Below are 20,150 nucleotides of genomic sequence, written 5' to 3'. Positions count from 1 at the left end.
GGTGGCGCGGTTCATTTCGATTGCATCGCGCGTGGCTTCGTCGCGCGCTGCGCGGCGTGCCGAATCGGGACGACATTCAAGCGGCGTGCCAGGGTTGCCGCATGCGGATGCGAGGGAGCAGCGGACGGCGCTGCCACGGCGCGCACGAACTTCTGTTTCACGCATGCATCCGTGGATTGCGTGAACCGGTGTGGCAACTGCCGGCAGCATTCGAACCGGCCGGTCGAAACGCGCAAAAAAGTCGCGCCGTCACGAATGTTCTTCATGAATCACGCTTTGCACGAACATGTTTCAGCGATGAGATTCGCGGCCGATATCGCATCGGAAATGTTTCTCGCGCGCATCGTGCGTCCTTATCCGGCGATTGGCGCGCGGCGGTTATCGACATCGAATGTCGCCGAATTGAATGACGCCAGTAAAAATGGATAAAGGGTGTTGAAGGGTTCGTGCGGCACATGCTGTCATCTTTTCCGATATGCCGGCAGCGCGAACGCCATGTCGGCCTGCACCGAAATTGCCGTTTTTTGCCGCGCGTTCACATTGTCGGTCGACGCTTGATCCCGTCGGTATTTTCACGGATGAATCAATTGCGTTTCGCGGCGGCCGGCGTGCACAGCCGGAAGCTTGGCGATATCCGCCGTGCAGGCTCCGCTGCATCGGGTGCCGCGCGTTTCGATTCGTCGTTTCTCAGGTATGCGAACGCTGTCGAACGAGCCGCAGCAGGCGGTTTGGCAGGGGCCGATGTGCGGATCGGCCGCAATCTGCGACCCCGCACTTCTCAAGTATGAAACACCCGTTCGTCACCCCCTTGCGCGACGCCCCGCAGGCCGCATTCGTCCGCCTTTTCCGGCATTGCTTCGCGGCATTCAATGATCGGCGCAAGCCGCCCACGGTTGTCGCGATACATTCCTGAAACAAAAAATGCGATTCCCGGCGACATGGCCGGGCGTCGCGGACGGTACGCGTCAAGTAACCGTCGGTGGAATCACGCATGGCATGCCGCTTGCGACATTGGACGCACCGGCGAGCGGTCGACCTGATGCGACAAAGATGGGGGGCGACGCGTTCGTCAATAAGCAGTCGGGGAAACAGCGATGAAGACCAGAAGCAGTCATTCGTTCCGCGCATTCCTTGCGCATCCGTGGGGTAGTCGGACAGCTCGGAGTACGGCTCGCGATGCAGTGCCAGCCTCGCGGGTTCGTTGCCGGTTTCCCGGCATCCGCGTGTTGCACGTGCTGGAACGCCTGTCGTTCCGCATGACAACCGGCCGACAGCGGTGCTCCCTTTCATTCAGCGCGTCCGGGTGGACCGGGCTGTTCGTGCCGGACAGCTTGACCCCGACTCGACTTCGACCGTGCAGGGCCGTATCGAGTGCGCCGGGCAAATGCCGGCGCTCGCCGGACTCGCTCGAATATCCGATGGCCGGATGACCCGGAAGATTATTGATCGATAGCTCAGGGAGAGGCGATGCCGACTGACCGTCATGCAGGCCCGTTATCGCCACGATGACGTGCATGTTTTGGATGGCGCTGCATTTTCGGTACTTAACCATTTTCACGCATTTTCGATCGCTGAAGCGAATGCCGTGTGCCGGTGTGTCGCGGGTGCGAATTTCGAAAAAACCAGTTCTGGATGTCGAATGCCTGCATTCGGGTGCGTGAAGCGATTTGTTTTCTGATTTTTAAAAATCGATATGAGATATCGAGAATTTATATAAAAAATTCGGAAAACTAAAAAATACTAACCTGAACTTCGACTGGCCAAAGGTTACGTGGTCTCGGATTCGAGATGAATCGTTGCTTTGTGATTGGATAGTGATCCTTATTTTTAGGGATTGCTCGAGGCAGGGAAGTTGAAGGCGTGCAGCTTTCCTCGCTTGTTCCGTCCACGCCGTTATGGAGTCGACCATGAAGAAGCTTCTGATTGCAGCAGCAGTGATGGCGGTTTCGGGTGCAGCGTTCGCAGCGAGCGGCACGACCTCCACCAGCAACTCGTCGAGCGGTGGCCAGACGATGGCCGGTGTTGTCGGGTTCGGTCACTTCACCGCAACCGATTCGGGCGCGGCGCTCGGCGCCGCCGGTGCAACGGCCGGCGGCGGCGCGAGCAGCTCGATCTCGTACACGAACCACATCAACACGTCGACGGTGAGCGGCTTCGGCTTCGGCGGCGCACAAGCTGGCGGGTCCAGCGGTGCGAATGCCGGCTCGACCGGCTGGACGATGTATCACTACTAAGCCGCGGCGCATAGCGTTCGTCATGGACAGGTGGCACGGATGCCGGGTTTCGTCCCGCGAGGGCGGACCCGGCGACCCGGCCACCGAACTTCCTCACAGCAAGGAATTGCTATGAAAGCCAACGTCATTTTAGCGACAGCGCTCACCGTCCTATCGTCAGCCGTGCTGGCGGCAGGTCCGACGACATTCAACCAGACGCAATCCGTCGCGGCAGGCGTCTCCGGTTCGGTGCTGGTCGGTACCGGCAGCTACACGAGCAACTCGACTTCGGTGGCGGGCGCGAACGCCGGAAGTACCGTGACACCCGCCGGCTCCATCGGCACGGCATCCGCCTATCACGACTCGACTTCGACGGCCAGCGGCTGGGGCACGAACGGAGGCGCGTTCGCGGCAGGCGGCGGTATCGGTGCCGCAAGCTCGTTCGGTGGAACCGGCAATACGAGCGAGAACGCCAATGCGCTGTCGGGAGGGGTGACCGCCACGATCGTACTCGGCGCAAACCACTACACGGCAACCGGCGCGAACGACAACGGCATTGCCAACGCAGGTGCCGCCGGCATGGCGGGCAGTGGGTGGTCGGGAACGGTCGCGGGCTCGAACCACTTCAACTCGTCGACGGTATGGGGCACCGGTCCGGCCGGATCGCCGTTCGCATCGGGCGGCAGCCAGGGCAGTTCCGGCGCGACCGCCGGCAGTCCCTGATCCGGGTGTCGGGGGGCCAGCTTCCCTACGACGCTGGTCTCTTTCCTCACCTTGTTGTCACCGTAAGGAGTTGGCATGAAGCAGAAACTGATTGCCGCCGCTCTGATGCTCGCGTCTCTGACGGCGTATGGCGCTGACCGTGCTGCCGACGACGTGCAATCGAATGTGCAAACGTCAAACAACCCTGACCAGACAACCAAACCGTCACAACAACACACGCTTTCGTCGGGCAGTGCCATCGGCGCATCGGCGGCCCCGCAATGGCCGGGCATGTCGGGCGGTTCATGGTCCCAGCTGGGCAGTGGCTGGAAGCAGTTCGGGGAAGCAGGCAAAACTGAAGGAATTCAGGGGAATTAATACGGTTGCCTGGGTGGGAGGTCAAACCACGTCCGGAGATTGAAATGAACAGCAACAAGATCAGGGTGGCATGTGCGGCGATGTTCGCGATGGCCACGATCGGTGCCCAAGCGCAGACCGCCGACTCGACTTCAAGCGCGCAGTCCTCGACGTCGTCGACGGCGATCAGCCAGGGCGGTGGCTCGAGCATGAACACGAACACCACGAGTTCGCGCGGCGGGAGCGCCACCAGCAGCAGCGGGGTGCGTGGCAGCGGCAATTCGAGCGTGCAGGTGAACTTGAACTTGCCTTCTTCCACGAGCGGCGGCTCGAACGTGACACCGCAGAGCGTGAGCTCGCTCCAGTCGGCGGGCTCGCCTGGGACTAATCCGTTCAACACCCAGACGTCGGAAAACGTCAACTACTCGGGTACCCAGACGATCAAGACGAACCCCGCGATCCAGGCGCCGGGTCTCACGACCACGCTGTCCGATACCTGCATGGGCTCGGTGAGCGTCGGCGTGTCGTTTCCGGGCTTCGGCGCGACGGGCGGCACGACCCTGGTCGATCAGGCATGCGTGCGTCGTCTCGACGCGCGTGAATTCCGCGCGATGGGGCTGACCGACGTCGCGCTCGCGCTGCTTTGCCAGAGCGATGCGAACCGGCGTGCGGTGGAAGCGACCGGTCACCTGTGCCCGGGCACGACCGCGCCGCTCGCGCGCTCGAACGTGGCGCCCGCCGTCGAAGCGACCGTGGCCGACGATGTGAAGTATCGCGATCCGATCGTGCGCAGCCGCATGGGCCTGCCGCCGCTGGACGCCGCCGCGCCCGTGCAGACGCGCCCGGTGGCGACGACCGCGGTCCAGGCGGCGCCGATCCCGGTGCCGGTGCCCGCGCCGTCGATCGCCGCGCCGGCCGTCGGCGCGGTGCCTGCCGCAGCACAGGCGGCCGCCGTGAAGGCGACGCAAACGGCTGCCGTCGTGCCTGCCGCCGTTGCCGCACCGGTTGCGGCGGCAGTACCGGCTGTGAGTGCCGCGCCTGCCGTTGCACCGACCGCCGCACCGGCCGTGACGAGTGCCGCGCCTGCCGTCGCACCTGCCGCGGTGAGTACGGTGCCGGCTGCCGCCATCGTTGCGGCGCCGGCGGTTGCCGACAAGGCGCCGGCACCCGCGCCGGCCGCAACCGACACCACGGCGCAAGCCGCGGTGACGCCTGCGGTCGATACGAAGGCGAAGGAGCCCGTGCCGGCGGTTGCCGACAAGGCGCCGGCACCCACGCCGGCCGCAACCGACACCACGGCGCAAGCCGCGGCGACGCCTGCGGTCGATACGAAGGCGCCGGAGCAACCCGCGCCGACGATTGCCGACAAGGCGCCGGAACCTGCACCGTCTGCAACCGACACCGCCGCGCAAGCCGCGGCAGCGCCCGCCGCCGACACGAAGACGCCGGACATCGCGCAATCCGGACCGACGGCGACCGACGCCGCATCGCGGACCGCGGACGCCGCAACGCCCGCGCCCGCAGCCGATGCGAAGGCCGCCGAACCGGCATCGCAGGCAGCAGCCGAGGCGCCCGCACCGGAAGCCGCGCAGCCCGCCGCAGCGGCCGCTGCCGACGCGCCGGCTGCCGACGCGAAGGCGACGGACGCGGTCGAATCCGCTGCCACGCCCGCACCGCCCGCCGACATGCCGGCCACGGTTGACCAGCAGGCCGCCCCGGCCGCGCCGGTGATGCCGGTGCCGACCGTCATCTCGACGAGCACGTCGTCGTAAGCATGCGGACAAGGCGCCCGTGCGCTCGGCATGCCGGTCGCACGGGCGCCGCCGGGATCCGCGACGCGACGCGACGCACGTCGCAAGTTTGACGGGTGTTGGTCCCTTCCCCGAGGTCAACACCTCTTTTTGCCTGACGAGGGTACAAGGAGGCCTCAATCATGAGGATCTTTTTGGTCGCGCTGCTGCTGGTCGGCACACAAGCCGCCGCGCAGTCGGTTTTCCAGAACCCTGCGGTCTTTGTCATCCTGAGCGAGCAGACCCTCGCGAATGCCGCGAGCGTCCAGCAGGCGCTGACGACGCTCGGCCGCCCGGACAACACGGCATGCGTGCCGATGATGATGGTCGGCGATCCGCAGATGATCTACATGATGCCGGCGGAGGGGCACGCACCGTCGTGGCAATCGCCGGTGTACGGTCGTGGCGCGCCGTTCGACGCGCAGAACGGGCCGACGCCGACCGGCAAGACGATCGGCGCGATGCAGCACGCGGAGGACATGCAGACGCAGCCGTGGAGCGACAGCAGCGCGATCACGCAGAAGATCGCCGGCGAGTCGAGCTTGTCGGCGTCGGCGCGGGTCAGCGACTGGCAGCGCAAAGGGCTGAACACGATCGAGACGGCGCCTGCGACGGAAGTGACGGTGAACGGCAAGACCTACCGTGCTTATCGCGAGGACCTCAACCAGGCCGCGCGGCCCGTCGTCGAACCGCAGATCTACATGCAGCGCGTCGTGTTCTGCCGATGACGAAACTTTCCCGAGCGGACATGCAGGCAGCGTCGCGCGTGGGCAGGGAGGCCTGCCGCGCATCGTTTCGCGCCGCCCGTTCCGCCAGACAACCCCATGCGGCGAGGCCATCGTGAACCATTGCTGCCCGATCAGACTGTCAGGCCCGCAGGAGGGTGAGCGGGCGCCATGCACGCCACCGTTCGTCGCGGTCCGGCGTCACCATGGCGTGCCGTCACGCCCGCTCGTGTATCTGTCGCCGTGTCCCGATGCGGGGCTCGTCGACTGTCTCGCGTCGCGCGGCTGGGACGTGTGGCGCGCGAAATCAGTTGCGGACGCACTCAATCTCGTGAAGGCGAACCGCCTGCATGCGGGCATCGTCGATTTCGACGATTTCGCGTCGCCCGACGTTGCGTCGTTCGAGGCGCTGCTGCGCGATCCGCGGATCGGCTGGGTCGCGATCGCCGACGACGAGCGACTGCGCGATGCCACCATCGCGCGATTGATCCGCCAGTGCTGCTTCGGCTACGCCCGCGATGCGACGGCCGATACGACGATCGGTTATCTCGTCGGCCATGCGTACGGGATGCTGAAACTGGCGGAAGGCGATCCGGCCGTCGACGCCGCGCCGCCCGGCGGTACGATGATCGGCGCATGCGACGCGATGCGCCGTCTGTTCGCGACGATCCGCAAGGTCGCGAACACCGAGGCCACCGTCTTCATCGCCGGCGAATCCGGCACCGGCAAGGAGTTGACCGCGTCGGCGATCCATCAGCATTCGTCGCGCGCCGACGCGCCGTTCGTCGCCGTGAATTGCGCGGCGATTCCGACGACGCTGCTGCAGGCCGAGCTGTTCGGTCATGAGCGCGGCGCGTTCACCGGCGCGCATCAGCGCAAGATCGGCCGCATCGAGTCCGCGCACGGCGGCACGCTGTTCCTCGATGAAATCGGCGACATGCCGTTCGAGAGCCAGGCGAGCCTGCTGCGGTTCCTGCAGGAGGGCAAGATCGAGCGGCTCGGCGGACACACGTCGATTCCGGTGGATGTGCGGATCGTGTCCGCGACCCACGTCGATCTCGAGGCCGCGATGCAGGCGGGACGGTTCCGTGCGGACCTGTATTACCGGCTGTGCGTGCTGCGCATCGACGAGCCGCCGCTGCGCGCGCGCGGCCGCGACATCATGCTGCTCGCCGATCACATCTTGCGGCGCTATCGCGGCGACAGCGCGCACCGGATTCGCGGCTTCATGCCGTGCGCGATCGAGGCGATCCACAACTATGCATGGCCCGGCAACGTGCGCGAACTGATCAACCGGATCCGCTTCGCGGTCGTGATGACGAATGGCCCGCTGATCTCGGCCGTCGATCTCGAACTGAACCAGTACACGTCGCACCGGCCGCCGACGCTCGCGGAATTACGCCGCCAGGCCGAGCGGCGCACGATCGAGGAAACGCTGTTGCGGCATCGGCGTCAGCATGCCGACGTCGCGGCGGAACTCGGTGTCTCGCGCGCGACGCTGTACCGCCTGATGACCGCGCACGGCCTGCACGGCTGACGCGGATTGAGCAGGTAGCGCGGATTGCGCACGCGCGGGCAGGTGGCCGGCATCGCGCGGGCAGGTGGCCGGCATCGCGCGGGTGCCGGCCCGTGGCGTCAGGCCGGCCGTTCGAAGCCCGATTCGACCCAGCGTGCGGCACTGGCCTTGTTGAGCTTGAACCCGGCGGAGACCTTCGCGTCGGCCAGCAGCTCGCCGTACGGGTCGAACGCCTTCAGTTGCGCATACGGCTCGAACTCGTCCGGCACGATGTCGAGCGTGACCGATACATCCTGTCCGTCGTCGTCCTGCACCGTCACTTCCTTGTGCAGCATCGCACGGCGTTGCTGCTCGTGTCGCATCAACACCTCGGTCGCGGTCTTCACCAGCGTGCGGAACGCGTTCGCGTCCATCGGCTTCGGATTCTTCTTGTCGCGACCCATCGTCCACGGGCCGACGAGCGCGGGCTCGGCTTCGCCGTCCTTGATCATCTCGACGGCCCAGCCGTCGTCGTCCTCATTCTTGATGATGCGGGCCGTCCAGCCGTTGTCGCGCCAGAGGCCGTCTTCGTGGATGGTGGTGTCGTCGGATTGCAGATCGGATTCGGTCATGGGAAAAGCGGGAGTACGGGCAGCCGGCGAACGGGCGGGCGCGCGGCCGGGAATGGCGCGCTGCCCCTGGCCGGTCGCCCGGAGTGGCATGCAAAGGCCGCAATTTTACCCCGCGGGCCGTCCGTGCGGCCCGCGCGACCCGCAACGTCGGCCGTCCGGCCGACCCCGGCTGCCGCCGGACGGTCTGACCGGCGCCGATATCAAACTCGTATCACGCAAGCACGGACCAATTCAGACGGCGCCCCATATCCCGGCCGTGCGTTGCTGCCTAGAATGATGTCCGGGATAAAAATATCCCAAACGTTGATTCAATGCCGATCCGCCGCGCACGCATTCCGCGACGTGCGGCCCGGCGAAACTTCTGGGACTGCGCATGGGGAAATTCAGAATTCGCACTGTTTTCGCGTACGACTCGCCGCTGACGCTCGCGGGCATGGAGCACATTGCCGGCGACGCGTGCGCGATCGATCTGGTCGGCGTCTCCCGGACCCCGGGCGATCTGATCGAGGCGCTCGGCAGCGTCGACTGCGACATCGTGCTGGTCGACTATCCGATTCGCGGCGACGTGCAGATGGACGGTATCGCACTGTTCGACTGGCTGCACAGCACGCGCCCGAACGTCGGGGTCGTCGCGCTGGTGGGGAACGAGAATCCGGTGATTTTTCGCTCGATTCTCGCGAAGGGCGGCGCGAGCCTCGTCAGCAAGTTCGACGAAGTCGGTCACATCGTCACCGCGATCCATTCGAGCTACAGCGGCGGGCGCTATCAGTCGCCGCTCGTCCGGCGCGCGCTCGATGCGGTCGCCGAGCACGACCAGGCATCGGTGAAACTGTCGACGCGCGAGATCGAGGTGATGCGCCTTTATCTGGCCGGCCTGCCGATCAAGACGATCGCGCAGCGGTTGAACAAAGGCAAGCAGACGGTCAGCGCGCAGAAGATCAGCGCGATGAAGAAACTCGGCGCGACCAACGACATCGAGCTGGTCCAGCGGGCGGCCGGGATGGGGTTCGGCGGTTTCATGACCCTGAGCCGGCCGGGCGGAGCGGGGTAAGCGTGGAAGACGCGCGGAAGAGGCGACGTCAGGCCGGCAACGCGAATCGCGTGACGGCGTCGCGCAGCGCCTCGGCCTGGTCGCGCAGCGAATGCGCGGCGGCCGCGGCCTCCTCGACGAGTGCCGCGTTCTGCTGCGTGACCTGATCCATCTCGCCCACCGCGCGGTTGACCTGCTCGATCCCCGCGCTTTGCTCGCGCGACGCATGGCTGATCTCGTCGAGGATCTCGTTCACGCGCCGCACCGACTGCACGATCTCGGCCATCGTCTCGCCCGCGTGCGTGACGAGCGTCGCGCCGTGTTCGACAGTTTCGTTCGACGATACGATCAGCGACTTGATCTCCTTCGCGGCCGTCGCCGAGCGTTGCGCGAGCGAGCGCACCTCGGCCGCGACCACCGCGAAGCCGCGGCCCTGTTCGCCCGCGCGCGCCGCTTCGACGGCCGCGTTCAGCGCGAGGATGTTGGTCTGGAACGCGATGCCGTCGATCACGCCGATGATGTCGCCGATCTTGTGCGAGCGGTCGGTGATCTCGTTCATCGTCCGCACCACATCGTCGACCACCTCGCTGCCGCGCGTCGCGACCTGCGCGGCCTGGCCCGCGAGCGTCGCGGCCTGGGCGGCGCTGTCAGCGTTCTGCTTCACGTTCGCGGTCATCTGGTCCATGCTCGACGCGGTCTGCACGAGCGCGGCCGCCTGTTCCTCGGTGCGCTGCGACAGATCGGTGTTGCCCGACGCGATCTCGCTCGCGCCGACGTTGATGTTCTCCGTGCCCGTCCGCACGCGCGACACCATGTCGATCAACCCGTTCTGCATCGTATGCAGTGCATGCAGCAGGCTGCCGCGGTCGTCTTGCTTCACGCTCACGCGCGCGGTCAGGTCGCCCTGCGCGATACGCTGCGCGGCGTCGAGCGCCACTTCGAGCTCGCCGCCGAGGTTCGCGCGCACGCTTTTCAGCACGAGCACCATCACGGCGGTCGCGATCGCGCCGAGCACGGCCGTGATCGCGAGCCAGCGGCCGACGCTCGCGAGCACGGCCGAACGCACGTCGTCCATGTACATGCCCGTCACGAGATACCAGTCCCACGGCGCGAAGCGCTGCACCGCGCTGGTCTTGTCCTGCGGCTTGTCGGCGCCTGGCTTCGGCCACAGATACTCGACGAAACCCTTGCCGCCGTCCACGTTGCCGGCCTTCACGATCTCGACGAACAGATGCTTGCCGTTCGGATCCGTGAAATTCGACACGTCCTTGCCGTTGAGCTCGGTCTTGATCGGATGCATCACGATCGCCGGCTTCGAATCGTTGATCGAGACATATCCGTCGGTGCCGTAGCGCATCGCCGCGATCGCCTCGAGCGCCTTCTGCTTCGCGTCGGCTTCCGGCAATGCGTTCTGTTGCGACAGCTTGTAGTAATGGTCGGCGACGTTCGTCGCCTGCGCGACCAGCGACGCAAGCTGGTCGCGGCGATCCGTGATCATCGATGCGCGCGTCTGCCATGCGCCGATGCCGGCGATCACGAGCAGGCCGAGCCACAGGATGACGATCATCGAGGCGAGTTTCTGGTTCAGGGAAAGGGTGCGCATGGGTAGTGAGGTCGGTCGGTCGAACAAGCGCGCCGGAACGGCGTGACGGGATAATTCTTTGACGGCGTGAAACGAACGTTGCCGTAGGCGGGAAATCCCTTAGAAACGGCAGCGCCGCGATACCGCCGAGCGCGGTGCGGGTATCTATGCATATACATATTCGGCGTCGCTATACTGTCGGGCGATGGCGGTTGCGCGTCGTGCCCGACGGTCGGGCGAACGGCGGCGGCGTCGAACCAACCCGAAAGGAGGCAACGATGCGAATTCTGGTGGTGGGGGCCGGCGCGGTCGGCGGATACTTCGGCGGCCGGCTCGCGGCGGCGGGGCGCGACGTGACGTTTCTGGTGCGCGACGGCCGGGCGGCCGCGCTCGCGCGCGACGGGCTCCTGATCCGCAGCCCGCGCGGCGACCTGACGCTCGCGAACGTGCAGACGCTGCGCGCGAGCGACGCGGCCGCGCCGTTCGACCTGGTGCTGCTCAGCTGCAAGGCGTACAGCCTCGACGATGCAATCGCATCGTTCGCGCCGTTCGTCGGGCCGTCGACGCTGATCCTGCCGATGCTCAACGGGATGCGCCATCTCGACGTGCTGCGCGACCGGTTCGATGCCGCGCAGGTGCTTGGCGGCCTCTGCGTGATCGCGGCGACGCTCGATCGCGAGCAGCGGATCGTGCATCTGAACGACACGGCAGGGCTGTCGTTCGGCGAACTCGCCGGCGGAGAATCGGCGCGCGTGCGCGCGGTGGGCGACGTGCTCGGCGGCGCGGGTTTCGATGCGACGCTCAGCGACGACATCGCCGCGCGGATGTGGGACAAGTGGGTGTTCCTCGCGACGCTCGCGGCGAGCACGTCGCTGTTTCGCGGTTCGATCGGCGACATTCTCGCCGCGCCGGACGGCCGCCGCCTGCTCGAGACGATGCTCGACGAATGCAGCGCGATCGCCGCGCACAATGGCTACCGGCCCGATTCCGCCGCGGTCGAGCGGATGCAGCGGATGGTGCTGACGCCGTCGCCGCTGACCGCGTCGATGCTGCGCGACGTCGAAAACCGCGCACGGGTCGAAGCCGATCACGTGATCGGCGACCTGCTTGCCCGCCGTGACCCGCAGGCGGCGGATGCGTTGTCGTTGCTGCGGATCGCGTACAACCACCTCAAGGCGTACGAGGTGCGTGTCGCGCGGGAAAGCGCGGCGGCGTAGCCGCGGCAGCGGCCGTCGTCGACCCGCCCGGCGGCCGTGTTGCGGCGCGCGCGTACTGCCCGCCGGCGCTCGGTCGGCGAGGTGCCGCACTGCACAATTTTGCGTTTCGCGCCCCTTTCTACCCGCAACCCGCAAAAAAGTATCGAAAATCAGGCGTAAAGTTGGTGGAGCCGCGCACGCGATCGACCTACATTGCTTCCCATGCGACCGGTCGCGTTGCCGCACGACTCACGCGGCGAACCGCCGAGCGGCCCGGCCAGCGAGACATGGGAATGGAGACGCCAGGATGATGCATCCCGATCTGGAAGTGGTCGACGTGCGACGCGACGAGTCGTTCAAGGTCTGGTCGCACGGCTATCCGTACCGCACGATCCGCTGGCATTTCCATCCCGAATTCGAACTGCACCTGATCGTCGCGACGAGCGGCAAGTATTTCGTCGGCGACCATATCGGCTCGTTCGGCCCCGGCCATCTCGTGCTGCTCGGCCCGAACCTGCCGCACAACTGGGTCAGCGACATGGCCGAAGGCGAAACCGTCGAGCGCCGCAATCTGGTGATCCAGTTCGATCCGTCGTTCGTGCGCCGCTGCATGGACGCGTTTCCCGAATGCCGCGATGCGCAGGCGCTGCTCGACGACGCGCGGCGCGGCGTCGGCTTCGACGACGACACGAGCGCCGCGATCGCACCGCTGTTCGACGAGCTGCTGACCGCGCGCGGGATGCGTCGCATCGCGCTGTTCATGACGATCCTCGAGCGGTTGTGCGGCGCGGCCGAACGCACGCTGCTCGCAAGCCCCGCGTACGACCAGGCGCACGTGACGCCCACGCGGCTCAGCCACGCGCTGTCGTATATCGGCAAGAATCTCGCGTCCGAGCTGCGCGAATCCGATCTCGCGCAATTGACCGGGCAGAGCGTCAGCGCATTCTCGCGCGCGTTCCATCGCCATACCGGGTTGCCGTTCGTCCAGTACGTGAACCGGCTGCGGATCGAATCCGCATGCCAGATGCTGCTCGCCGACGACGCGAACATCACCGACATCTGCTTCCAGGCCGGCTTCAACAACGTGTCCAACTTCAACCGCCAGTTCCGCGCGGTGAAGGGGATGGCGCCGACCGAATTCCGCGCGCTGCAGCGGTTGAACGCACGCAGCCGCGAGCTCGCGCTGCATGCGGCGCCCACCGGCAACCCGATGCCGCCGCGCGTGGTCACGCCCGATGCACGCGGGCTCGTACCGCAGCCGGGATGATCGCCGGGCGTTCGCCCGACTGACTTTTCCTTGCCGTTTCACCCAGCCCATCGCGCCGTTCGCGTCGCGAGGGGCTCGCTCACCCACGAAAAAACCGCACATATCCGGAGACACCGTCATGACGCACGCATCGCCCGCTTCATCCCGCCGCCGCGCCGCACGCATCGCGGCCGTTGCCGCGGCAGCTGTCGCAACCTGGTTCCCGATGGTCACGCATGCGGCGCCGCTGCGGATCGGCATGACCTTCCAGGAGCTGAACAATCCGTATTTCGTGACGATGCAGAAGGCGTTGAACGACGCGGCCGCGTCGATCGGCGCGCAGGTCGTCGTGACCGACGCGCATCACGACGTCAGCAAGCAGGTGAGCGACGTCGAGGACATGCTGCAGAAGAAGATCGACATCCTGCTCGTGAATCCGACCGATTCGACCGGCATCCAGTCGGCGATCACGCAGGCGAAGAAGGCCGGCGCGGTGGTCGTGGCCGTCGACGCGAACGCGAACGGCCCGGTCGATTCGTTTGTCGGCTCGAAGAATTACGACGCGGGCGTGATGTCGTGCGAATACCTCGCGAAGGCGATCGGTGGCAGCGGCGAGGTGGCGATCCTCGACGGCATTCCGGTCGTGCCGATTCTCGAACGCGTACGCGGCTGCAAGGCCGGCCTCGCGAAATTCCCGAACGTGAAGCTGGTCGACACGCAGAACGGCAAGCAGGAGCGCGCGACCGCATTGTCGGTGACGGAGAACATGATCTCCGCGCATCCGAACCTGAAGGGCATCTTCAGCGTGAACGACGGCGGGTCGATGGGCGCGCTCGCCGCGATCGAGGGATCGGGCAAGGACATCAAGCTGACCAGCGTCGACGGCGCGCCTGAGGCGATCGCCGCGATCCAGAAGCCGAACTCGAAGTTCATCGAGACGACCGCGCAGTTCCCGGCCGATCAGGTGCGCATCGCGCTCGGCATCGCGATCGCGCGCAAGTGGGGCGCGACGGTGCCGAAAGCGATTCCGGTCGACGTGAAGGTCGTCGATCGCGGCAATGCGAAGGGATTCAGCTGGTGAGCGACGCGCAACGCTACGCGAAGGGCGGCGGCCCGGCCGACGCCCTTCGCACGGAGAAGCCGATGGACACGATACTGACGCTCAGTCACATCACGAAAAGCTTTCCGGGCGTGAAGGCGCTGTCGGACATTCACCTCGAGATCGCGCGCGGCGAGATTCATGCGCTGCTCGGCGAGAACGGGGCCGGCAAGTCGACGCTGATGAAGATCCTCTGCGGGATCCACCAGCCGGATACCGGCACGATCGAGATCGACGGCAGCGCGCGGCATTTCGCGAGTTATCACGACGCGGTCGCGGCCGGTGTCGGCATCGTGTTCCAGGAATTCAGCCTGATTCCGCACCTCGATGCCGTCGACAACCTGTTCCTCGGCCGCGAGCTGCGCACCCGCTGGGGTGTGCGCGATCGCACGCGGATGCGGCGCGTCGCGGCCGGCATCTTCGCGCGGCTCGGCGTGACGATCGATCTCGACGCGCCGCTACGCACGCTGTCGGTCGCGCAGCAGCAATTCGTCGAGATCGGCAAGGCGCTGTCGCTCGACGCGCGCATCCTGATCCTCGACGAACCGACCGCCACGCTCACGCCGGCGGAGGCAGAACATCTGTTCTCGATCATGCGCGAGCTGAAGCGGCAGGGTGTCGCGATGATCTTCATCTCGCATCACCTCGACGAGATTTTCGCGGTGTGCGATCGCATCACGGTGCTGCGCGACGGTCAGTATGTCGCGACCACCGACGTCGCGCGCACGGACGTCGAGCAGCTGGTGCGGATGATGGTCGGCCGCCGGCTCGAAAGCAGCTTCCCGCCGAAGCCGGCGCGCGCCGCCGATGCGCCCGCCGTGCTCGAAGTCGAGGCGCTGCAGATCGAGCGCGACGGCCCGGTCAACCGCTTCGCGCTGCATGCGGGCGAGATTCTGGGCTTCGCGGGGCTCGTCGGTTCGGGCCGAACCGAGACCGCGCTCGCGGTGATCGGCGCGACGCGCGCGCACCGCAAGGACGTGCGCGTGCGCGGCGCGGCGGCGAAGCTCGCCGATCCGGCCGACGCGCTGCGCGCGGGCATCGGCCTTCTGCCGGAGAGCCGCAAGACGGAAGGGCTCGTCACGTCGTTCTCGATTCGCGACAACATCTCGCTGAACAACCTCGGCAAGTACCGGTCGATCCGCTGGCTGATCGATCGACGCGGCGAAGCGCGCACGACGCACGACGTGATGCGGCGCGTCGGCGTGAAGGCGCCGTCGATCCACACCGAGGTCGCGACGCTGTCCGGCGGCAACCAGCAGAAGGTCGTGATTGCGCGCTGGCTGAATCATCACGCGACGGTGCTGATCTTCGACGAGCCGACCCGCGGCATCGACGTCGGCGCGAAAGCGGAAATCTACGGGCTGATGCGCGAACTCACCGCGCGCGGCTACGCCATCATCATGATCTCGTCCGAGCTGCCGGAGATCGTCGGCATGTGCGATCGCGTCGCCGTGTTCCGGCAGGGCCGCATCGAGGCGACGCTCGAAGGCGACGAGATCGATCCCGACACGGTCATGACCCATGCCACGGCCGGCACGCGAGGAGCGACCCATGAACCTGCATGATTCTTCTTCCCCGTCTTCCCCGACACTCGCGGCCGCGGCCGGCGAGATGCCGCCGCCGCGCGCGATGTGGACGCAACTGCGGCGCTCGACGCTGTTCTATCCGCTCGTCGGGCTGATCGTCGTGTGCATCGCGATGATGATCGCGAGCCCGAGCTTCCTGTCCGCCGCGAATCTCGAGAACGTGCTGCGCCAGGTGTCGATCAACGCGATCATCGCGGTCGGCATGACCTGCGTGATCCTGACCGGCGGGATCGACCTGTCGGTCGGCTCGGTCATGGCGTTGTCCGGTACGCTCGCGGCCGGGTTGATGGTCGCCGGCGTGAATGCGGTCGCGGCGCTCGCGATCGGCATCGCGGTGGGCTTCGGGTTCGGTTTCCTGAACGGCGTGTTCGTCGCGTTCGCGGGGATGCCGCCGATCATCGTCACACTCGCGACGATGGGCATCGCGCGCGGCCTCGCGCTCATCTATACGGGCGGCTATCCGATCGACGGGCTGCCCGACTGGGTCGCGTTCTTCGGCAGTGGCAAGGTGCTCGGCATCCAGGCGCCGGTGCTGATCATGCTGGTCGTCTATGCGATCGCGTGGCTGCTGCTCGATCGCATGCCGTTCGGCCGCTACGTGTATGCGATCGGCGGCAACGAGCAGGCGACGCGGCTCACCGGCGTGCGCGTGGCGCGCGTGAAGCTGATCGTCTACACGCTGGCCGGGCTCACGTCGGCGCTTGCCGCGATCGTGCTGACCGGGCGCCTGATGAGCGGGCAGCCGAACGCAGGCGTCGGCTTCGAACTGGACGCGATCGCGGCCGTCGTGATGGGCGGCACGTCGATCTCCGGCGGGCGCGGCGCGATCCTCGGCACGCTCGTCGGTGCGTTGCTGCTCGGCGTGCTCAACAACGGGCTGAACATGATCGGCGTGAACCCGTATGTGCAGAACGTGATCAAGGGCGGAATCATCCTGCTCGCGATCTACATCAGCCGCGAACGGTCGCGGTAACGATTCATTCATCAGACATCCGAATCATCAACGGAAGAGACAACTCATGACGACACCCGAAGCCCAGCCGCGCATGACCGCGGTGGTTTGCCACGGCCCCGAGGATTACCGCGTCGAGCAGGTCGCGCAGCCGCGCGCGGGCGCGAACGAGCTCGTGATCCGCATCGCCGCGTGCGGGATCTGCGCGAGCGATTGCAAATGCTATACGGGCGCGAAGATGTTCTGGGGCGGCCCGAGCCCGTGGGTGAAGGCGCCCGTGATTCCCGGCCACGAATTCTTCGGCTACGTGGAAGCGCTCGGCGACGGCGCGGCCGAGCATTTCGGCGTCGCACTGGGCGATCGCGTGATCGCCGAACAGATCGTGCCGTGCGGCAAGTGCCGCTACTGCAAGTCCGGCCAGTACTGGATGTGCGAGGTGCACAACATCTTCGGCTTCCAGCGCGAGGTCGCCGACGGCGGGATGGCCGAGTACATGCGCATTCCGCCGACGGCCATCGTGCACCGGATTCCGCTCGGCGTGTCGCTCGAGGATGCGGCGATCATCGAGCCGCTGTCGTGCGCGATCCATACCGTGAACCGTGGCGACCTTCAGCTCGACGACGTCGTGGTGATCGCGGGCGCGGGCCCGCTCGGCCTGATGATGACGCAGGTCGCGCACCTGAAGACGCCGAAGAAGCTCGTCGTGATCGACCTGATCGACGAGCGGCTCGAACTTGCGCGGCAATACGGCGCGGACGTGACGATCAATCCGACGCGCGACGATGCGCGCGAGATCGTCCGCGCGCTGACCGACGGCTACGGATGCGACGTGTACATCGAGACGACGGGCGCGCCGGTCGGCGTGAACCAGGGGCTGGAACTGATCCGCAAGCTCGGCCGGTTCGTCGAGTTCAGCGTGTTCGGCGAGGACACGACCGCCGACTGGTCGATCATCGGCGATCGCAAGGAGCTCGACGTGCGCGGCGCGCACCTGGGGCCGTATTGTTATCCGGTCGCGATCGATTTGCTCGCGCGCGGGCTCGTCACGTCGAAAGGCATCGTTACGCACGGCTTCGCGCTGGAGGACTGGGACGAAGCGATCCGCGTCGCGAAGTCGCCCGAATCGATCAAGGTGCTGCTGAAGCCGGCGCGTTGAACGCGGGCTCGTGCGATCTCTCACCGGAGACATCATGGAATACGTGATAGGCGTCGACATCGGCACGCAGAGCACCAAGGCGCTGCTCGTCGACCGGCATGGCACGATCGTCGCGCGCCGTTCGGCCGGCTACCAGCCCGACACGCCGCGCCCGCTGTGGGCCGAGCAGTGGCCGCAGGTGTGGTTCGATGCGGTGCTCGACTGCATCGCGGGCTGCGTGAGCGACGCGCGCGCGCACGGCGTGCCGGCCGATGCGATCCGCGCCGTGTGCGTGAGCAGCCTGTATGGCGGTTCCGGCATTCCGGTCGACAGCGACATGCGGCCGCTGCACCCGTGCCTGATCTGGATGGACCGGCGCGCGACCGCGGAGGTCGACTGGGTGAACGAGAACGTGAACGTCGAGCGGCTGCGCGTGATCACGGGCAACGGCGTCGACAGCTACTACGGGTTCACCAAGATGCTGTGGCTGCGCGAGCAGCGCCCGGACGTGTGGGCGAACGTGCGTTATTTTCTGCCGCCGAACGCGTACGTGATCTATCTGCTGACCGGCGAAGTCGCGGTCGACCACAGTTCGGCCGGCAACATCGGCGGCGTGTACGACGTCGCGCGCCGCGAGTGGTCCGACGATGCGCTCGACATGCTCGGCATCCCCGCGACGATGATGCCGGAGCGGCTCGTCGAATCGACCGACGTCGTCGGCGGGCTGCTGTCGCAATGGACGGAGCGGCTCGGCCTGCCGGCCGGCACGCCGGTCGTCGCGGGCGGCGTGGATGCGGCCGTCGCGACCTTCGCGGCCGGCGCGACGCGCACCGGCCAGCATGTCGCGATGATCGGCACCAGCATGTGCTGGGGCTACGTGAACCAGCACGTCGATGCGCGGCACGGGCTCGTCAGCATGCCGCACGTGTTCAACGGTCAGCGCGACCTGTACGTGTTCGGCGGCGCGATCACGGCCGGTGCATCGGTCGCGTGGTTCCGCGATCAGTTCTGCCATGCGGAGATCGATGCGGCGCGATTGCTGCCGCACGGCGACCCGCACGTGCTGCTCGAGGAAGCGGCCGAAAGCGTGCCGCCCGGCGCGGACGGCGTGCTGTTCCTGCCGTATCTGATGGGTGAGCGCAGCCCGGTGTGGGACGCGAAGGCGAGCGGCGCATTCGTCGGGCTGAGCCTCGCGCACACGCGCGCGCACCTGTATCGCGCGGTGCTCGAAGGTGTCGCGTTCGCGCTGCGGCACAACATCGAGGCCGGCCGGCGCGGCGCGGCGGCGCTGGACGACCGGTTGATCGTCGTCGGCGGCGCCGCGCATTCGGCGCTGTGGATGCAGATCATCGCGGACGTGACCGGTTTTCCGGTGTGGACGATCGAGCAGGACGTCGAAGCCGCGATGGGCGCCGCGCTGCTCGCGGGCGTCGGCGCGGGGCTGGTGTCGCACGACGACGCGCAAGGCGGCTGGGTCACGCTCGTCGAACGCGCGCGTCCCGATGCCGCGCGCGCGAATGCGTATGCGGCGCGCTTCGCACTTTACACGGCGTTGTATCCGGCACTCAAGCCGATCATGCACGAACTGCGCGCGTCATCATGAAGACACGATTCGATTTCAGCCGTGCGCGGGTGCTCGTCACCGGTGCGTCGAGCGGCATCGGGCGCGCTTGCGCGGTTGCGCTGGCCCATGCCGGCGCGCGGGTCGTCGCGGCGGGGCGCGATGTGGCCGCGCTCGATTCGCTGGCTGGCGAGATCGCATGCGAAACCTTGCGCATCGATATCGGCGGCGATGAACACGCGATCGATGCGGCGCTCGCCGTGCATGATGCATTCGACGGGCTCGTCAACTGCGCGGGGATCGCGTCGCTCGAACCGGCGCTCGAGGTGAGTGCGGCGCACTTCGATCGCGTGATGGCCGTCAATGCGCGCGGCGCGGCGCTGGTCGCGCGGGCCGTCGCGCGGAAGATGATCGAACGTGCGGGGCGAGGCGCGGCACGCGCGCGGGGCAGCATCGTCAACGTATCGAGCCAGGCCGCGCTCGTCGGCCTGCCCGCGCATCTGAGCTATTGCGCATCGAAGGCGGCGCTCGACGCGATGACACGCGTGCTCTGCATCGAACTCGGCGCGCACGGAATTCGCGTGAACAGCGTGAACCCGACCGTCACGCTCACGCCAATGGCGCAGTTCGCGTGGAGCGAGCCGGAGAAGCGCGCGCCGATGCTCGCGGCGATTCCGCTCGGGCGCTTCGCGGAGCCGGACGAGGTGGTCGAGCCGATCCTGTTCCTGCTCAGCGACGCGGCGTCGATGATCAGCGGCGTGTCGCTGGCGATCGACGGCGGATATACGGCGCGGTAGCGGACGGACGCTCGCGGCGGCACCGGCACGGCCGGTGGCCGTCGCGGGTCGG

20 protein-coding genes are annotated in these 20,150 nt (G+C 66.9%); 17 read left to right on the top strand and 3 right to left on the bottom strand.

Annotated elements, in window-relative coordinates; genetic code table 11:
• Window positions 1-11: 11 nt before the first annotated feature.
• Complete coding sequence (locus HWX25_RS27460) at window positions 12-266, bottom strand: hypothetical protein (RefSeq protein WP_175911590.1); 255 nt, start codon at window positions 264-266, stop codon at window positions 12-14.
• Here HWX25_RS27460 and HWX25_RS27455 point away from each other — a divergent pair.
• The 8 genes from HWX25_RS27455 (at window position 265) to HWX25_RS27420 (ending at window position 7,324) form a co-directional block, all read left to right on the top strand.
• Window positions 265-429, top strand: coding sequence for a hypothetical protein (locus HWX25_RS27455; RefSeq protein WP_175911589.1), 165 nt, complete (start codon window positions 265-267; stop codon window positions 427-429). The genes HWX25_RS27460 and HWX25_RS27455 overlap by 2 nt on opposite strands.
• A gap of 26 nt (window positions 430-455) precedes the next feature.
• On the top strand, window positions 456-788 hold the full coding sequence (locus tag HWX25_RS27450) for a hypothetical protein (protein ID WP_175911586.1): 333 nt from the start codon (window positions 456-458) through the stop codon (window positions 786-788).
• Window positions 789-1,907: 1,119 nt separating this feature from the next.
• Window positions 1,908-2,234, top strand: a complete 327-nt coding sequence (locus HWX25_RS27445) for a hypothetical protein (RefSeq protein ID WP_059819692.1) — start codon at window positions 1,908-1,910, stop codon at window positions 2,232-2,234.
• 111 nt (window positions 2,235-2,345) lie between these two features.
• A complete protein-coding gene (locus HWX25_RS27440) occupies window positions 2,346-2,936 on the top strand; it encodes a hypothetical protein (protein WP_175911584.1) in 591 nt (196 codons plus the stop codon).
• A 75-nt stretch (window positions 2,937-3,011) separates the two neighbouring features.
• Window positions 3,012-3,293 (top strand): hypothetical protein, encoded by a 282-nt coding sequence (locus tag HWX25_RS27435; protein ID WP_082750668.1) that lies wholly within the window; start codon window positions 3,012-3,014, stop codon window positions 3,291-3,293.
• 44 nt (window positions 3,294-3,337) lie between these two features.
• Window positions 3,338-5,044 (top strand): chemotaxis protein CheA, encoded by a 1,707-nt coding sequence (locus HWX25_RS27430; RefSeq protein ID WP_175911582.1) that lies wholly within the window; start codon window positions 3,338-3,340, stop codon window positions 5,042-5,044.
• Between the two features lie 161 nt (window positions 5,045-5,205).
• The gene (locus HWX25_RS27425; protein WP_175911580.1) at window positions 5,206-5,790 is read left to right on the top strand and encodes a hypothetical protein; all 585 of its coding nucleotides are present in this window, start codon (window positions 5,206-5,208) and stop codon (window positions 5,788-5,790) included.
• Between the two features lie 112 nt (window positions 5,791-5,902).
• Complete coding sequence (locus HWX25_RS27420) at window positions 5,903-7,324, top strand: sigma-54 dependent transcriptional regulator (RefSeq protein ID WP_059819405.1); 1,422 nt, start codon at window positions 5,903-5,905, stop codon at window positions 7,322-7,324.
• A 98-nt stretch (window positions 7,325-7,422) separates the two neighbouring features.
• On the opposite strand, the gene HWX25_RS27415 is transcribed toward HWX25_RS27420, so the two are convergent.
• Complete coding sequence (locus tag HWX25_RS27415) at window positions 7,423-7,914, bottom strand: hypothetical protein (RefSeq protein ID WP_059468385.1); 492 nt, start codon at window positions 7,912-7,914, stop codon at window positions 7,423-7,425.
• Window positions 7,915-8,287: 373 nt separating this feature from the next.
• Here HWX25_RS27415 and HWX25_RS27410 point away from each other — a divergent pair, with 373 nt between their 5' ends.
• Entirely contained in the window at window positions 8,288-8,965 is a 678-nt protein-coding gene (locus HWX25_RS27410; protein ID WP_175911579.1) for a response regulator transcription factor, read from the top strand.
• Window positions 8,966-8,993: 28 nt separating this feature from the next.
• Here the strand turns inward: HWX25_RS27410 and HWX25_RS27405 are convergent, their stop codons facing one another.
• On the bottom strand, window positions 8,994-10,547 hold the full coding sequence (locus tag HWX25_RS27405) for a methyl-accepting chemotaxis protein (protein ID WP_059526701.1): 1,554 nt from the start codon (window positions 10,545-10,547) through the stop codon (window positions 8,994-8,996).
• A gap of 257 nt (window positions 10,548-10,804) precedes the next feature.
• On the opposite strand from HWX25_RS27405, the gene panE reads away from it, so the two are divergent.
• From panE to HWX25_RS27365, 8 genes are all read left to right on the top strand, one after another.
• Window positions 10,805-11,743 carry a 2-dehydropantoate 2-reductase gene (panE, locus tag HWX25_RS27400; RefSeq protein WP_175911578.1) on the top strand — a complete coding sequence of 313 codons (939 nt, stop codon included), beginning with the start codon at window positions 10,805-10,807 and terminating at the stop codon, window positions 11,741-11,743.
• A 286-nt stretch (window positions 11,744-12,029) separates the two neighbouring features.
• Complete coding sequence (locus tag HWX25_RS27395; protein ID WP_059819402.1) at window positions 12,030-12,989, top strand: AraC family transcriptional regulator; 960 nt, start codon at window positions 12,030-12,032, stop codon at window positions 12,987-12,989.
• Between the two features lie 118 nt (window positions 12,990-13,107).
• Complete coding sequence (locus tag HWX25_RS27390; RefSeq protein ID WP_175911577.1) at window positions 13,108-14,049, top strand: ABC transporter substrate-binding protein; 942 nt, start codon at window positions 13,108-13,110, stop codon at window positions 14,047-14,049.
• A gap of 62 nt (window positions 14,050-14,111) precedes the next feature.
• Window positions 14,112-15,632, top strand: a complete 1,521-nt coding sequence (locus HWX25_RS27385; protein WP_175911613.1) for a sugar ABC transporter ATP-binding protein — start codon at window positions 14,112-14,114, stop codon at window positions 15,630-15,632.
• Complete coding sequence (locus HWX25_RS27380) at window positions 15,619-16,626, top strand: ABC transporter permease (protein ID WP_175911576.1); 1,008 nt, start codon at window positions 15,619-15,621, stop codon at window positions 16,624-16,626. Before HWX25_RS27385 ends, HWX25_RS27380 begins: the two co-directional genes overlap by 14 nt.
• A gap of 46 nt (window positions 16,627-16,672) precedes the next feature.
• On the top strand, window positions 16,673-17,761 hold the full coding sequence (locus tag HWX25_RS27375; protein WP_059819399.1) for an alcohol dehydrogenase catalytic domain-containing protein: 1,089 nt from the start codon (window positions 16,673-16,675) through the stop codon (window positions 17,759-17,761).
• Between the two features lie 34 nt (window positions 17,762-17,795).
• Complete coding sequence (locus HWX25_RS27370; protein ID WP_175911575.1) at window positions 17,796-19,343, top strand: FGGY-family carbohydrate kinase; 1,548 nt, start codon at window positions 17,796-17,798, stop codon at window positions 19,341-19,343.
• The gene (locus HWX25_RS27365) at window positions 19,340-20,098 is read left to right on the top strand and encodes an SDR family oxidoreductase (RefSeq protein ID WP_175911574.1); all 759 of its coding nucleotides are present in this window, start codon (window positions 19,340-19,342) and stop codon (window positions 20,096-20,098) included. Before HWX25_RS27370 ends, HWX25_RS27365 begins: the two co-directional genes overlap by 4 nt.
• Window positions 20,099-20,150 lie beyond the last annotated feature (52 nt).

This window comes from Burkholderia sp. BCC1640 (assembly GCF_902833125.1).
In the GTDB taxonomy this organism is placed as follows: Bacteria; Pseudomonadota; Gammaproteobacteria; order Burkholderiales; family Burkholderiaceae; genus Burkholderia; species Burkholderia diffusa.
Note: the sequence above shows the minus strand (reverse complement) of the source record. Positions and strands in the feature narration are given on the sequence as shown.